This window comes from Terriglobia bacterium (assembly GCA_020072785.1).
Classification (GTDB): Bacteria; Acidobacteriota; Terriglobia; order Acidiferrales; family UBA7541; genus Acidiferrum.
The window spans coordinates 120,005-134,231 of the sequence record JAIQGG010000002.1; the positions used below are offsets into that span (position 1 = coordinate 120,005).

The window sequence follows — 14,227 nt, forward strand, 5'->3', positions numbered from 1 at the left end:
GGGTAGCGGAAAACGGACGAGATCGTTGGAGGAGGGTGGCATGCATTGCTCAAAGCGTATGCTGGCCGTTCTGTTGGTGTGTGTGGTGGCGCTGTTCTTTGCCGGAACTGCGGCGGCGCAGAGAAACACGGCGGATCTTTCGGGAACGATTTCCGACCCGCAGGGGCTGGCGGTAAAAGGCGCGAAGGTGACGGTGACCAGCCTGAGCACCGGCGCCGAGCGCACCACCGTCGCCGATGAAAGCGGCCGCTACAGCCTGGTGGGCTTGCCCCCGGGCAAATTCAAACTGACCGTGGAAGGCGGGGCCAGCTTCGCGGCCTTTGAGAATCCCGAGCTGGTGCTGACGGTCGGCGAAGCGGCCACCTTCGACCTGCAACTCCAACTCCGCGGGGTGCAGCAGACGGTGACGGTGACCACGGAAACCGCGCCCATCGAGACCACTAAGACGGAAAGCTCCCAGACCGTGGAGCAGCGGCGCATCGATAACCTGCCCATCAACGGCCGCAACTATATCAACTTTACCCTGACCAGTTCACAGACCAGCCGCGACGTGGCGCCCTCCATCGGCCCCGCGCCGACCAGCGGCCTGAACGTCGGCGGGCAGCGCGGCCGCTCCAATCAGGTCAACGTGGACGGCGCGGACGCCGTGGATAACTCGATCAACGGCATCCGGGCCACCGTCTCGCAGGAGGCGGTGCAGGAGTTCCAGCTCATTCTGAGCAACTACAACGCCGAGTACGGCCGTGCCACCGGCGGCGTGGTGAACATCGTCACCAAGAGCGGCGGCAACGACGTGCACGGTAACCTCTTCGGCTATTTGCGCAACAAGTCGTTCCAGGCGCGCAACGCCTTCTCGGGGCAGGTGGATACCGCCACCGGCAATCTGATACCAGTCAAGCAGGCCTACACCCGCGTACAGGCAGGAGCCACGCTGGGCGGGCCCATCAAGAAGGACAAGTCCTTCTACTTCTTCTCCTACGAATACACGCAGCGCGAGGAGACCGGCTTCTCCAGCATCGGCCAGAACAATTTCGACCTTGCGCCGTTTCAGTGTGGAGGGTGCGGGCTGCAAGGTCTTCTCCTGACCGGGCCGCAGACGACAGCGGTAAACAGTCTTTTGGGGGCGGGCCAGGTGGCGCTTGCCGGGGAGTATGCCACCATCCTGGGATCGGCCTCGAGCGTGGCCCTGAACAAGACCGACTACGGCGCCCTGGCGTCGACATTGTCCGGCGGCTCCCTAAACCCATACATCGTGCCGGGAGAATTTTCGTTTCCAGTGCCTTGCCCCCTGGGTCAGACCATCAATGCAGTGTTCTGTGGCGGATTTGCGGCAGTCGGGCCGGGTGGCTCCGTCGTTCCGGCTGGAATCGCGCCGCTGCCGGCGTCATACGTCGGCCTGATGTCCCTGCGTGGCAACTTCCCGGTGATGGAAAAGACCAGTCTGTGGTCGGGCCGCCTGGACCAGCGTTGGAACAACCACAATACCTCCTTCCTGCGCGTGGGCGTTTCCCCCTCGCTGGTGACCGGGATTCAGACCACTTCCCAGAACCAGGTCTTCGGACAGAACTCCGGATCGCGCACCGGCATGAACCAGAGCCGCGACGTTTCCGGCACCTTCCAGCACGACACCATCATCGGCGACCGGACCTTCAACCAGTTCCGCTTTCAGTTCGCGCGCCGCGGCCTGCATTACGGCTATTCGAAACTTCCCGGCGGCGACCAGCTCGGCGTGAACATACCGGGCTATGCCTACTTCGGGCGGGAGCCGTACTCCACGGTGGATCGCATCGAGCGGCGCTGGGAGTGGACCGACAACATCACCTTGGTGCGCGGCAATCACACCTTCAAGATGGGCGGGGACGTGAACTATATACAGTTGCGCACCTCCAAACCCACCATTTTCCAGCTCGACTTCGGCGGGGTGGCCAACTTCGGCGCGAACCCCATCTCCACGGTTACTGGCGGATTAATACCGGATTCGGTGGGGGGAATCAATCTGCCCGGCACCACCGCCGTGCAGTCCTACGGCCTGGGCCTTCCCACCACCTACATCCAGGGAATCGGAGCCGCCAACCGCCCCCTCAATAACATCCCCCTGGGCTTTTTCGCGCAGGATAGCTGGCGGATAACCCGTAAGCTGACCCTGAACTATGGCGTGCGCTACGATGTCGAGCTCACGCCGATCTTCCCGGCGGCGACTGCGGTGAACCAGGCGGCGGAACAGGCCCTGGGCATCGTGGAAGGAATCCCGCGCGACAAGAATAACGTGGCTCCGCGCATCGGCCTGGCCTGGGATCCCAAGGGCGACGGCAAGACCGTGATCCGCGCCGGCTACGGTATCTTCTACGATCATCCCCTGCTGGCAGTGGCCTTCGACGCGATCACCGTGGATGGCGGCCAGTCCGTGCAACTGATCTCCGGCGGGGGCGCCCCCTCCGCCTGCGGCCTGGTGACACTTGCGTGCGGCGGCGGCCTGGACAGCCCCGCAAATCTCAATGGTTCTTCGATCTTCCAGGGCGTGCTGAACTCTCTGCCCAGCATGTACTATCAGCCGAACCAGCAGCGCTTCGATCCCTTTGGCACGAATTCCTTGTTTGCCAACCAGAACTTCCTGACGGCGGGCTTCCCGCTTTCGGCTCTGCCGTTCAACTTGCCGGTGTCTAAGGATTTCAAATTTGCCTATGCCCAGCAATCGAACTTGACGGTCGAGCGGGAGATAGCCGGGTCGTGGAAGATCAGCGTGGGCTATCAGTATACGCACGCGATCCACCTGAACCGCCCGGTGGACATTAACCCCACGGACCCGCAGTTGCTGACGCAGAACTTCGTCAATGCGGAGGTGGCAGGTCTCAATTTCAGCAGCCCGGCCACGGTAGTCGCTCCGGCCGCCTCTTTTGGGTCGACACCGACCACCTGCGGCGTGAACGTCATCGCTCCGCAGGTTCTGGGTGTGCTCTTTGGCTGCCCGGTGGCTGCGCTCGACGGACAGTTTCTCGGCACGGCGGCGGCATTCAATTTCTTCCGCCCGTCCGGACCCAATCCGTCCTTCGGAGGGTTACCAGCCTATCCTGGGCTTGTTACCTTGGCGGGACTCGCCGGCTATCCCACAGGTAAAGGCGCGCCCGTGCCCTTCAACAGCGTGGATGCCCAGATGTCCAACGGCAATTCGGTCTATCACGGGCTGACGGTCAACGTGACCAAGCGCTTCTCCAAGGGCTTCGAACTGCTCTCCAGTTACACCTGGTCGCACACCATCGACGACTCGATTGACTTGCAGTCTCCTCTCGAGCCGCAGGACAGCCGCTTCCCCAACCTGGAACGCGGCAATTCCAATCTCGACCAGCGCCACCGCTGGGTCACCAGCGCCGTCTATCAGAGCCCCAGCGCCAAGAGCGGCGACAGCTTCTGGAAGCATTTCCTGGGAGACTTCTCGGTGGCCCCCATCGTCGAGGTTTCCTCCGGGCGGCCCTACACGATTATCACCGGTGTGGATTACCGGCTGGGCCTGGGGGCCTCGAACGGCCGGCCTTCCGTGGGCTCCGGCGCCGTCACGGCCACCTCGCCGTACATTCCCGGCGTGACCTTTACGCTCCCGAACTCCTGCCTTACAAGCAGCGGCGCTTCGTTCAGCGTGCCCGGAGTGACAACCTTGGGCTACGGCTGCAACGGCAATCTCAGCCGCAATGCCTTCGTCGCCCCCAATTTCTTCCAGTGGGACCTGCGCGTCTCCAAGCGGGTGCCCTTCGGCGAGCGCTTTAAGCTGGACCTGATCGCCGACGCCTTCAATCTGTTCAACCGCACCAACGTTGCGGCAGTGAACCAGCTCTGCAGCCCGGCGGCCGGCTCAACGTGCACGGCGGGCGCGCCCGCGGCCGCCAGCGACGCGCGGCAATTCCAGTTCGCGCTGAAACTGAACTGGTAGAAGAAAAGGAAGTTGAAAGTCGAAAGTTAAAAGTCAAAAGAGGGCTTCCTGGTCCAACTGGGAAGCCCTTTTTACTTTCCGGGGTTTTCAGAATTGCGCTCCTGCGAGTAGAGTAGGGAAGCCGTTTCCCGCGAGGGAGTTGGAGAAACGATGAACGCAGTATGGATCGTGCTGGCGGTTGTGGTGGCGCTGCTCGTGCTCTGGCAGGTGCTGCAGAGCAGGCAAAGCCGGAGGCGCGAGGAAGAGGCGCGCGCGCGCAGCGAACAGCTGCAGCGCGACCTGCAGACGCTCGCCGGGCAGACGCAGAATTTCAGCCAGCAGATCGGGCAGATGCAGCAGAGCGTGGCGCAGCGGCTGGAGTCGGTGACCCAGGCGCTGCACAAGGGCGTGACCGATTCCGCGAATATCTCCGCGGCGGCTCAGGCGGCGATGAGCGGCGAGCTGAAAAACTCCCGCGAGATGATCGGGCAGATCCAGAAGCAACTGGGCGAGGTGCAGGAGGCCGGGCGCGAGATGTCCCAGGCCACGCAGACCCTGCAGCACATTCTGGGCGGGGCCAAGTCCCGCGGGTCGCTGGGCGAAGTGACCCTGGAGCGGCTGCTCGAGGATTCGCTGCCCTCCGCGCAGTACGCCATGCAGTACCGCTTCGCCAGCGGGGAGGCCGCCGACGCGGTCATCTTCCTGCGCGACAAGAAGCTCATGGCCATCGATTCCAAGTTTCCCCTGGATGCCTACCGCCGCCTGAGCGCCGAGGGTGACGAGGCGCGCCGCGCCTTTGCCACCGCGGTGAAGGGCCACGCCGACTCCATCGGCAAAAAATATATCGTGCCGAACGAGGGCACGCTGGATGTGGCGCTGATGTTCGTGCCCTCGGAAGCCGTCTACTACGAGATGCTGATGACCGAGGACAGCAAGGGACTGCAACTGGACGCCTACTGCCGGGAGAGAAAAGTCATCGCCGTATCTCCGAACACTCTCTACGCGCACCTGTGCGTGATTTCCATGGGGCTGCGCGGCCTGCAGATCGAGGAAAACGCCAAGCGCCTGGTCGCCGGCCTCTCCGGGATGCAGAAGCAAATGGACACCTTCACGGAAGTGTTCGAGAAGCTGGGCACGCACCTGAAGAACGCGCAGCAGAGCTACAGCGACGCGGACAAGCGCTTCGAGAAGGTGCACAACACGCTAGGCGGAATGCTGGGCACGGAAACCGCGGGTGCGCTGGGCGAAGCGGGGCCCGGCGAGCTGTCCTTGCCGCCGGCGAAAAACGCCAAGCAGATCGCCTAGTCCTCCTGGAAAAATCAAATACCGCAAAGAGTTGTCTGGCCGGAGTGCGTGCGGAAGTCCGCCGGCTGCCGCAGTCTTGCGGTGCGACCGGGGCGGAGGAGAGGTCAGCGGTGCGGCGGGACGTAGGAGGGCACCAGGCGGATGCTAATGAGGAAGGAGCCGTGGCTGCGCCCGAAGAGCTGCAGGCCCGCGGAATTTTCCGGGCCGCCGGTGGAGGGCAGGCGCACGGGATTGCCGCCGGCGAGCTCGGCGATTTGCGGGGCGAGGTTGCGCGCTTCGAGTGGGACGCGCTCCGCGGTGCCATGGACGAGGATGACGAGCTCGCGCTTTTCTCCGGGGGCCAGGGGGGCGGAAGAAGCTACCAGCTCGAGCGACACGAAGTGCAGGGAGAAGGGAGGCGCGGCGCGTTCGCCGCAGGCGAGCGTGGCTTCGGCGGGGCCGGGGGGGAGGCCGTCGGGCGGGAGGATGGTCAGCGCCAGCGAAGAGGCGGCAAGGACCAGCGCGGGCTGGCCGGCGATGAGCACGCGGTTGGCATCGGCCGCGCCGCAGAAACCCGTGCCGAAGAGGTCGAAGCGGTCGGCGAGCAGGGCAAAACGCGGGATGGCGAGCACGGCGAGGCGTGGCAGGGAGGTTTCGCCCGCGCGTGGGGTTCCGCCGGCGCCGGTGAGGGCCTGCGAGGCGACGATCGTCAGAGGCACGCGGCCGGGGCGTCCGGAGATGGAGGCGAAGAACGTGCCCGCAGCGGAGGGTGCGGCCAGGGTGGCGCGGCCGGTGGCGTCGGTGGTGACGCGGTCTCCGCTGGAAAAAGCGACGCTGACGCCGGGGGTGAGGCGGCCAGTGAAGTCGAGGACGGCCAAGGTGATGCGTTCCCCGGCCAGGGCCCGCCGGGGCAGCAGGAGGATGCGCGCGGCGGAGGGCGCCGGGGCCGCGGGCAGCTTCTGTGCGTGGCCCAGAGCCGGGAAGACGGAAAGTGCGGCGAGGATCGTCACGGCAACGAGGGCCAGCCCTTCGAGGCGCAGGGTAAATAGACGAGAAAAGCAGAAGTGGCGGAGGCGGAGCACGCAAGGATTGTAGATGAGAGCCCTGCCCAGGTCGATTACTTCATGACGCGTTTCAGTCCTTGCTCGATCCTCGAATCACAGAACAACATACGGATTTTCACGGGGCTGGTCTTCCGCTTCGGAAGCCGTTAACAAGCGCAAAGCACAACGTAAGCGCATTCCCCTACAAAGGGAAGCAAAGAGGGACGGCGGGGCAAACCCGCCGCTACAAGAGAGACTCAGTGGCTGACGGGGGCGCTGCTGGCTGCCGCCACGGGCAGCTTGCAGGTGGTCCAGGCGCTGAAGCCGCCTGCGATGTTGATAATGTTCTGGAAGCCGGCGCGGCGCAGGAGGCTGGCGGCGATGGCGCTGCGGTATCCGCCCTGGCACTGCACGGCGAGAGGGCGGCTGCGGTCGAGGCCGTCGAAGTCCTTTTCCAGATTGTTCAGCGGCTTGAGCATAGCGCCGGCGATGTGGCCCGAATCCCACTCGCCCTGGCGGCGCACATCGAGCAGCTGCAAACCTTCAGCGCCGCGCATGCGCTGGTGGAGTTCCTCGACGGTGATCTCCGGAATGCTCTCCAGGGGAAGGCCGGCTTTTTGCCAGGCCAGGATGCCGCCCTCCAGGTAGCCTTCGAGCTTCTCGATGCCCACGCGTGCCAGGCGCATGCGGGTTTCCTCCACGGCGGCGGAATCTTCCGCGACGAGGAGCAGGCGGGCATCTACACCAAGCAGAGCGCCGGCCCAGGAAGCGAATTGGCCGCCCAAGGCGATCTGCACGGAACCCGGAATGTGGGCAGGGAGGTATTTTGCTGCAGGACGGGTGTCCAGCACGATCAGCCCTTCGCTGCGCTGGGCTTCGAATGCGGCGGGCGAGAGGCCGAGCAGCGGCGGGAGATCGGAGAGCGCGGGCGCGCCGCTGCGATTGATGGCGGCGTCGCGCAGGAAGTAGCCGGGGCGCTCGGGAAGATCATCGGTGAGCAGGCGGACGAACTCGTCTTTGCTGGCGGCGCGCAGGGCATAGTTCAGAGTGCGTTGCGTGCCGATGGTGGAAGAGAGGTCCGTGCTCATCTGGCGTCCGCAGAGGGAGCCGGCGCCATGCGCGGGATAGACGAGAACGTCGTCGGGAAGGGTCAAGAGTTTGGAGTGCAGGCTGTCGTAGAGCAGCGCCGCCAGCTGCTGGGGAGTGTGGTTCGGGGAGAGGTCGGGCCTGCCGACGTCGCCGATGAAAAGGGTGTCTCCGGTCAGAGCCGCCCACGGCTTTTCGGAGCGGTCCAGATCGGTGACCACAATGCAGACGCTCTCCGGGGTATGGCCGGGGGTCTCCAGAAAGCGCAGAACGACGCGGCCAAAACGGACTTCCTCGCCGTCCTTTACGGGAACGTGCGGAAAGGTCGCGCCGGCCTGCGCGCCCAGGTAGATCTGAGCGCCGGTGCGGCGCGCCAGTTCCACATGGCCGGAGACAAAATCGGCGTGCAGGTGGGTCTCGATGATGTGCTGGATGCGGAGCCCGCGGCGGGCGGCCTCCTCGAGATAGATGTCGACGTCGCGTTGCGGGTCCACGATGGCGGCGATGCCCTCCGAGCCAACAAGGTAGGAGGCATGCGCAAGGCAGCTGAGATAGAACTGTTGAAATTCCATGGCACGCTCCCGGGTCGGCCCCGCTACTTCTTGTGAGCCTTGAAGGCGAGGTAGAAGTCCTTCTTCTCGTAGTCCTTGTTGGCGGTGTTGCGGGCGACGTCTTCGACGGTTTTGGGCGCGGGCACAACCACGGGCTGGCCCGGCTGCCAGTTCACGGGCGTGGCGCAGGCCTGGGTGTCGGCGGTCTGCAGCCCCTTGACCAGGCGGACCACCTCGTCCACGTTGCGGCCGACGTTCAGAGGGTAGTAAATAATCGCGCGAATCACCCGCTTGGGATCGATGACGAAGACCGCGCGCACCGTGGCCGTGGCGCTGGCTCCCGGGTGGAGCATGCCGTAGAGGCTGGAGACCTTCATGTCGATGTCGGCGACCATGGGGTAGGAAATCTCCACGCCCATGATCTGCTTGATGTTCTGCAGCCAGGCCAGATGGGAGTGGATGCTGTCGATGCTCAGACCGATCAGCTTGACGCCCAGAGCCTTGAACTCGTCGTTGCGCCGGGCGAATTCGGTAAGTTCCGTGGTGCAGACGGGCGTGAAATCGGCGGGGTGGGAAAAAAATACGACCCAGGAATCGCCCTGCCATTCGCTGAACTTCATCGCCGGAGAGTGCGTGGTTACGGCGGTGAAGTCCGGAGCGGTTTCCCCGATCTTGGGAAGGCTGATGGTGTCTGTCATGGCTGCTTGCGTTCCTTTCCTGCGTGCCTGAATGATAGCTATATTCCGCGACCTGCTCCGCGATCCGTTTGAGTAAGAGAGCTCGCTGCACCGGGCTCTAGAGCGGGAGAGATCTTACATCATTGCAGCGGCAGGCGGTGAACTGGGATTAGGGGCCCGCCTGTGCGGACCCGTCACCGAAATGGCACAAAAAAGCGTCGGATGCGGGGGCCTGTGCGGGGATGCCCGACGGCGGAAAGTGGCGAAAATGCGAATAACTAGTTGAGGCCAGTCCATTGAGGAGGACGCAGGGCTCTGTTAGCGTGGGAGCAGACAGTCCGGAGCGGGTGTGTCCGGGCAGCGGGTGAGCCATCGGACGGGCGAGTCGAGGCTCGCCGGAATAGTGCGGAGCAAAGCCAGTGCGAATTGTATGCGGCGGCAGCAGCGACGTGGGCCGTGTCCGCTCGAACAACGAGGATAGTTACCGCATTGTGGCGCCGCTGAACCTGTTCGTGCTATCGGACGGGATGGGCGGCGAGGCGCACGGGGAAGTCGCCAGTGCGCTGGCGGTGGAAACGGTGGCGGGACACTGTCTGGAGGCGCAGATCGACCAAGCCGCGCCGCTGTTCGGCGAGCCGGTGGTGGGCTGGAGCGAGCGCACCAGACGCTTGGTGAGCGCGGTGCACCTGGCCAACCGGAATATTTACGCTTCGGCGGAAGAGCATGCGGAACAGCAGGGAATGGGCGCGACGCTGAGCGCGGTGTGGATTGAGGGCGAACGGATGAGCGTGGCGCACGTGGGGGACAGCCGGGTGTATCTGCTGCGCATGGGCGGGCTGCACCAGTTGACCAACGATCATTCGCTGGTGGCCGAGCAGGTGCGGCGGGGCATCCTGACGCCGGCGGAAGCCGAGCAGAGCGAGATGCAGAGCGTGCTGCTGCGGGCGCTGGGGACGCAGGCGGAAGTGGAAGTGGATACGGATGAGCACGCGCTCATCGCGCGGGATGTGCTGCTGATCTGCTCGGACGGGCTGACGCGCATGGTCACCGAGCCGGAAATTGCCGGGACGCTGCAAGCGGAAACCGATCCCCAGCGGGCGGCGGAAAAGCTGGTGGCGCTGGCCAATGAAAACGGGGGAGCGGACAACGTCACGGTGATCGTGGTACGGCTGGATTCCGAAGCGAAGGGATTGTTTTCCTGGCTGCGCGGGAGCGCCCGGAAGACGGGATCAAACGGGGATGCGGGAGGAGGCGTTTGAAATGGCAAAGCTCAGCCTGATGTTCGAGAACCGGGTGGTCAAGGAAGTGCCCGTGGGGAGCGTGCCGGTGGGCATCGGGCGCGCGCCGGACAATGACATTCCCGTGGACAACCTGGCGGTCTCCAACTACCACGCGCGCGTCTATTTCGAGGCGGGCAAGCTCGTGGTGGAGGACCTGGACAGCCTGAACGGAACGTTTGTGAACGATCTGCGCATCGAGCGCGCCACCCTGCACGACGGCGATTCCATCTGGATCGGCAAGCATCACATCAAGGTGGATGCCACCGGAGAGGGGCCGCTGACGCTGGAGAGCGCGCGCAAGGCCAGCGCGCCGCGCATTGATGAAACCATGGTGCTGGACACCAAGGAGAGGCGCGACCTGCTGCAGCAGGCCGTTGCCCTGGGGGAGCGCTCGCAGTTCGCGGGGGGGCGGCTGAAAATGCCCTCGCTAGCGGTGCTCGGCGGAAAGACCGATCAGCGGGACTATATGCTCACGAACAAGCTGACGGTGATCGGGAAATCGGCTATGGCCACGGTGCGGCTGAAGGGCTGGTTCAAGCCGGAGGTCGCCGCGCAGATCAATCATCGCGATGACGGCTACTATCTGGGGCCCGGCGACAAGATTCCCACGGTGAACGGCATGCCGATTCACGGGCCCACGCGTCTGAACGACGGCGACCTCATCGAGGTTTGCGGCGTGCGTCTGAACTTCTTCTTCCGCGAATAGCGAAGCAGACGAAGGGCGGGGCGCCGGGGCTCCGCGCCGGCGGCTGCCGCTACTGCGACGGTCGCCGGGCCTTCTTCCTCTGAATCCGGACATCCTGCGCATACGTTAGGCGGTGTTTCGCGCGGTCTGCGAAGCATGAGGAAAAGGGTGTTGGTCGAGGTTGCTGTAGCGGCGGGTTGTCTCGTTACATCGCGGCCTCCCGGCCGCGCCGGGATCAATGCCACCGCCGCTGCGAGCTGAGGCAGGGCGTGGAAAGTGGCTGGATTGACAAATCCCGGAGCGCTGCCTACTCTCGATTTGAGGTGTGGAGTAAGGGAGGACGATATGCTGCATCGAGTGACTCGTTTCCATATTCTTCTCGCAGCAGCCGCAGCCGGAGCAGGACTGTGGTATGCCGGAGCGTTCCATCCGCAGGTTGTGCAGGCGCAGGGAGCCGCGCGGCCTGTAGGGAAAACCATTGAAATCAAGGCGCCGCTGGGGCTGCCGCCGGTGCCGGTGCCGGCAAACAATCCGCCGACCGTGGAGACCATCGCGCTGGGCCGCCGGCTGTACTACGACAAGGCACTTTCGTTGGACGACACCATCTCCTGCGCCAGTTGTCATGGCCCGGCCAGCGGATTCACCGACAACAAGGCGTTTTCCTCGGGGGTGGGTGGCAAGCTCGGCGGGCGCAGCGCGCCGACGGTAATCAACTCGGCCTACAACACGGTGCAGTTCTGGGACGGGCGCGCGCCGAGCCTGGAAGACCAGGCTATGGGGCCGATGCAGAACCCGGTGGAAATGGCGCACACGCTGGAAGGCGTGGTGAAGTACGTGCAAGGGAATGCCAGCTACCGCGAAGCCTTCCAGAAGGCCTGGGGCACGGACCAGATCACCATCGACATGGTGGCGAAGTCCATCGGTTCGTTCGAACGCACGGTGTTGAGCGGGAATTCCCCGTTTGACCGCTACTACTACAGACACGACAAGAAGGCGCTTTCGAAGTCCGCGCAGCGCGGGCTGAAAGTGTTCCAGGACCCGAAGAAAGGCAACTGCGCCGTGTGCCACACGATCGGCGACAATTACGCGCTGTTCACCGACAACAAGTTCCATAACATCGGCATCGGCGCGGATACCCGGGGCAATTTCACCGATACCGGCCGCGCCGCGATCTCCAAGAATGAGGCGGACACCGGGGCGTTCAAGACGCCGACGCTGCGCAACATCTCGCAGACCGCTCCGTACATGCACGACGGCAGCATGCCCACGCTCAAGGATGTGATCGACCATTACATCGGCGGAGGCAATTCCAATCCACACCTGGACAAGGAAATCCACGTTCTGGATTTTCTGACCGGGCAGGAGCGCGAGGATCTGCAGGAGTTCCTGAAATCGCTGGACGGCAAGCTGCCTCCCGACGTCGGACCGCCGGAAGGGAAGTAAGCCGCATCTGCGGTTGTGGTGAAAATCAGCCGGCCGGTGGGTACCCATTGCAAGGTGCGCACCGGCCGGTTTCTTGTTGACGCCAAGACCGGACGCAACTTCGCCTCCTCACCGCTGGCCTGTGTTTCCGGGGAGATCTTTTCCGGCGCGCCGGAATCAACTATCGCTCCGCTCGGGAGGACAACCGCCAACGCGATTTCCGGCACCTTGCTAAAACCTTGCCGGTAGGGCGGGGCGGCGGGGGCCGAGGCTCGGCATGTCAGCGAGTTTTTCGACCGGCAGGGCCACGCGCACGGCGTTGAGCACGGCGACGAGATCGATGACCTCCTGGGCTACCGCCCCTTCGAGAGCGGGCAGGTAGCCGAAAGCGGCCAGGGCCATTCCAATCATGCTCAAAAGCATGCCACCGACGGCGCTCTGCAGGGCGATGGAGCGCATGCGGCTGCTGATGTGAAAGAGCTCGTCCACTTTTTCCAGCGAAGTGGTCAGGATGACGGCGTCGGCGGCTTCCGAGGTGATGTCGCTGTTGGGACCGAAGGCGATGCCCACGGTGGCGGCCATCAGCGCCGGGGCGTCGTTGATGCCGTCGCCCACAACCATGGTCTGCGCGCGGCGCATCTCCTCCACCACGATGGCCACCTTCTGCTCCGGGCTCTGGCTGGCGTAGACGTCGGTGATGCCCACTTCGTCGGCGAGGTATTGCACCTCGGATTTGCGGTCGCCGGAGACCAGCAGGACGCGGTCGATTTTGTGCCGGGGCTTGAGGTGGTCCACGAAGGAGCGGCTCTCCTTGCGCGGCGCGTCGTGGAAGCGGAACGTGGCGGCGTAGACGCCGTCCACGAAGACCAGGCATTCGAGACCGGAGACGACCGGGGGCAGATGCAGAGCCTCCGCGGCAACTTTGTCGCGGCCGGTAATCTTGACGAATTTGCCCGCGACTTGTCCGGCGAGGCCCTGGCCGGGCTTTTCGGTCATCTCGCTGACCGCATACATCGGCAGGGAAGCGCCCAGGGCGGCATCGCGCACGGCGCCGGCCAGGGGATGACGGGAGTACTGCTCGAGGCTGGCGGCAAGCTGCAGCACTTCGTCGCGGCGGAAGCCCGCGGGGCCGAGGATTTCGGTGAGGGCGGGCTTGCCGTAGGTGAGCGTGCCGGTTTTGTCGAGGACCAGGGAGCGGCAGTTGCTGATCTGCTCGAGGACCGCGGGATTTTTGATGATGATGCTGTGGCGGGCGCAGAGCGAGATGGCGCCGATGATGGCCACGGGAATGGCCAGGAGCAGCGGGCAGGGCGTGGCGATGACCACGACCGCCAGGAAGCGCATGGGATCATGGGTCACGAGCCAGGTGAGGACGGCAACGCCGACGGCCAGCGGCGTGTACCAGGCGCCGAGGCGGTCGCCCAGGCGCCGCAGATGCGGGCGGCGCTCTTCCGTGGCACGCATCACTTCCATGATCTTGGCGTAGCGGGAGTCCACGGCCAGCTTTTCGGCGGCGATAGTCAGCGCCGTCTCCCCGTTGATGCTGCCGGAGAGGACCTTGGAGCCGGGGGTTTTGGAAAGCTCGTAGGGCTCGCCGGTCAGGTAGGACTCGTCCATGATGCCGTGGCCTTCGACGACCACGCCGTCCACCGGGCAGAGCTCGTGGGGGAAGACGATCAGGGTGTCGCCGATGGCGATCTCTTCGAGGGGCACGTCGGCGATGCCCACTTCGCGCTTGCGGTGCGCCACCTGGGGCATGCGTTTGGCCAGGGCTTCCAGAACCGAGGAGGCGCGGCGTGTGGCGTACTCCTCGAGCGCTGTGCCGCCGGAGAGCATGAGCACGATGATGCAGCCCACTAGGTATTGCCCCAGCAAGATGGAGCTGAGGATGGAGATGCCGGCGAGGAGATCGGAGCCGAATTCGCGAGCCAGCAGATTGCGCCCGAGGGCGATGACCAACGGCACGCCCCCCAGCAGCAGAACAGCGTAGAGAGGAAGGAGCGAGGTGGAAGGGCTGGCGCCCGCGGCATAGCGCAGCAGGAAGTGCGCGAGCATGCCGGCGGCGGTCAGCGCGGCGATGTAGGTTTCCCGGGAATGCGAGAGGCGCCAGGCGCGCGGCGCGGGGAGCGGGGAAGGTTTCTTCGGCGCAGGTGCGCCGCGCGCCGGGGAGACATCCCCGGCGGCGGAACTGCCGGATGTGGTGTCCATCGGCAAGGTCACCTCGCGGGCCGTTTGTGCGCCGGATGGTGCAGGTAGCGGCGTAAGACCGGGGATATGGCAGGGGTCCCGGCGAACGCC

General features: G+C 64.6%; 9 protein-coding genes. 5 read left to right on the plus strand and 4 right to left on the minus strand.

Features of this window, described 5'->3' with window-relative positions; all coding sequences use genetic code 11:
* Positions 1-40: 40 nt before the first annotated feature.
* Together LAN61_03825 and LAN61_03830 are read left to right on the plus strand one after the other, a co-directional pair.
* Positions 41-3,922: a TonB-dependent receptor gene (locus LAN61_03825; protein ID MBZ5539633.1), complete on the plus strand. Its 3,882-nt coding sequence runs from the start codon at positions 41-43 to the stop codon at positions 3,920-3,922.
* A 150-nt stretch (positions 3,923-4,072) separates the two neighbouring features.
* The gene (locus LAN61_03830; protein ID MBZ5539634.1) at positions 4,073-5,206 is read left to right on the plus strand and encodes a DNA recombination protein RmuC; all 1,134 of its coding nucleotides are present in this window, start codon (positions 4,073-4,075) and stop codon (positions 5,204-5,206) included.
* A 104-nt stretch (positions 5,207-5,310) separates the two neighbouring features.
* Here LAN61_03830 and LAN61_03835 read toward each other — a convergent pair whose 3' ends face one another.
* The 3 genes from LAN61_03835 to LAN61_03845 all read right to left on the minus strand — a co-directional run bounded on the left by LAN61_03835 (position 5,311) and on the right by LAN61_03845 (position 8,563).
* Positions 5,311-6,267, minus strand: coding sequence for a hypothetical protein (locus LAN61_03835; GenBank protein ID MBZ5539635.1), 957 nt, complete (start codon positions 6,265-6,267; stop codon positions 5,311-5,313).
* A 218-nt stretch (positions 6,268-6,485) separates the two neighbouring features.
* Complete coding sequence (locus tag LAN61_03840) at positions 6,486-7,886, minus strand: MBL fold metallo-hydrolase (GenBank protein ID MBZ5539636.1); 1,401 nt, start codon at positions 7,884-7,886, stop codon at positions 6,486-6,488.
* Between the two features lie 23 nt (positions 7,887-7,909).
* On the minus strand, positions 7,910-8,563 hold the full coding sequence (locus LAN61_03845) for a peroxiredoxin (protein ID MBZ5539637.1): 654 nt from the start codon (positions 8,561-8,563) through the stop codon (positions 7,910-7,912).
* Between the two features lie 398 nt (positions 8,564-8,961).
* Here LAN61_03845 and LAN61_03850 point away from each other — a divergent pair, with 398 nt between their 5' ends.
* The 3 genes from LAN61_03850 (at position 8,962) to LAN61_03860 (ending at position 11,950) form a co-directional block, all read left to right on the plus strand.
* Positions 8,962-9,801, plus strand: a complete 840-nt coding sequence (locus LAN61_03850; protein MBZ5539638.1) for a Stp1/IreP family PP2C-type Ser/Thr phosphatase — start codon at positions 8,962-8,964, stop codon at positions 9,799-9,801.
* Between the two features lies 1 nt (position 9,802).
* Positions 9,803-10,528 (plus strand): FHA domain-containing protein, encoded by a 726-nt coding sequence (locus LAN61_03855; protein ID MBZ5539639.1) that lies wholly within the window; start codon positions 9,803-9,805, stop codon positions 10,526-10,528.
* A 324-nt stretch (positions 10,529-10,852) separates the two neighbouring features.
* Complete coding sequence (locus LAN61_03860) at positions 10,853-11,950, plus strand: c-type cytochrome (protein ID MBZ5539640.1); 1,098 nt, start codon at positions 10,853-10,855, stop codon at positions 11,948-11,950.
* Positions 11,951-12,160: 210 nt separating this feature from the next.
* On the opposite strand, the gene cadA is transcribed toward LAN61_03860, so the two are convergent.
* Complete coding sequence (gene cadA / locus LAN61_03865) at positions 12,161-13,984, minus strand: cadmium-translocating P-type ATPase (GenBank protein MBZ5539641.1); 1,824 nt, start codon at positions 13,982-13,984, stop codon at positions 12,161-12,163.
* Positions 13,985-14,227: the final 243 nt, after the last annotated feature.

Excerpts from the sequence above, each read along its gene's own strand:
- LAN61_03825 (MBZ5539633.1), top strand. The coding sequence starts at position 41 with ATGCATTGCTCAAAGCGTATGCTGGCCGTTCTGTTGGTGTGTGTGGTG.
- LAN61_03830 (MBZ5539634.1), top strand. The coding sequence starts at position 4,073 with ATGAACGCAGTATGGATCGTGCTGGCGGTTGTGGTGGCGCTGCTCGTG.
- LAN61_03840 (MBZ5539636.1), bottom strand. The coding sequence starts at position 7,886 with ATGGAATTTCAACAGTTCTATCTCAGCTGCCTTGCGCATGCCTCCTAC.
- LAN61_03845 (MBZ5539637.1), bottom strand. The coding sequence starts at position 8,563 with ATGACAGACACCATCAGCCTTCCCAAGATCGGGGAAACCGCTCCGGAC.
- LAN61_03855 (MBZ5539639.1), top strand. The coding sequence starts at position 9,803 with ATGGCAAAGCTCAGCCTGATGTTCGAGAACCGGGTGGTCAAGGAAGTG.
- LAN61_03860 (MBZ5539640.1), top strand. The coding sequence starts at position 10,853 with ATGCTGCATCGAGTGACTCGTTTCCATATTCTTCTCGCAGCAGCCGCA.
- cadA (MBZ5539641.1), bottom strand. The coding sequence starts at position 13,984 with ATGCTCGCGCACTTCCTGCTGCGCTATGCCGCGGGCGCCAGCCCTTCC.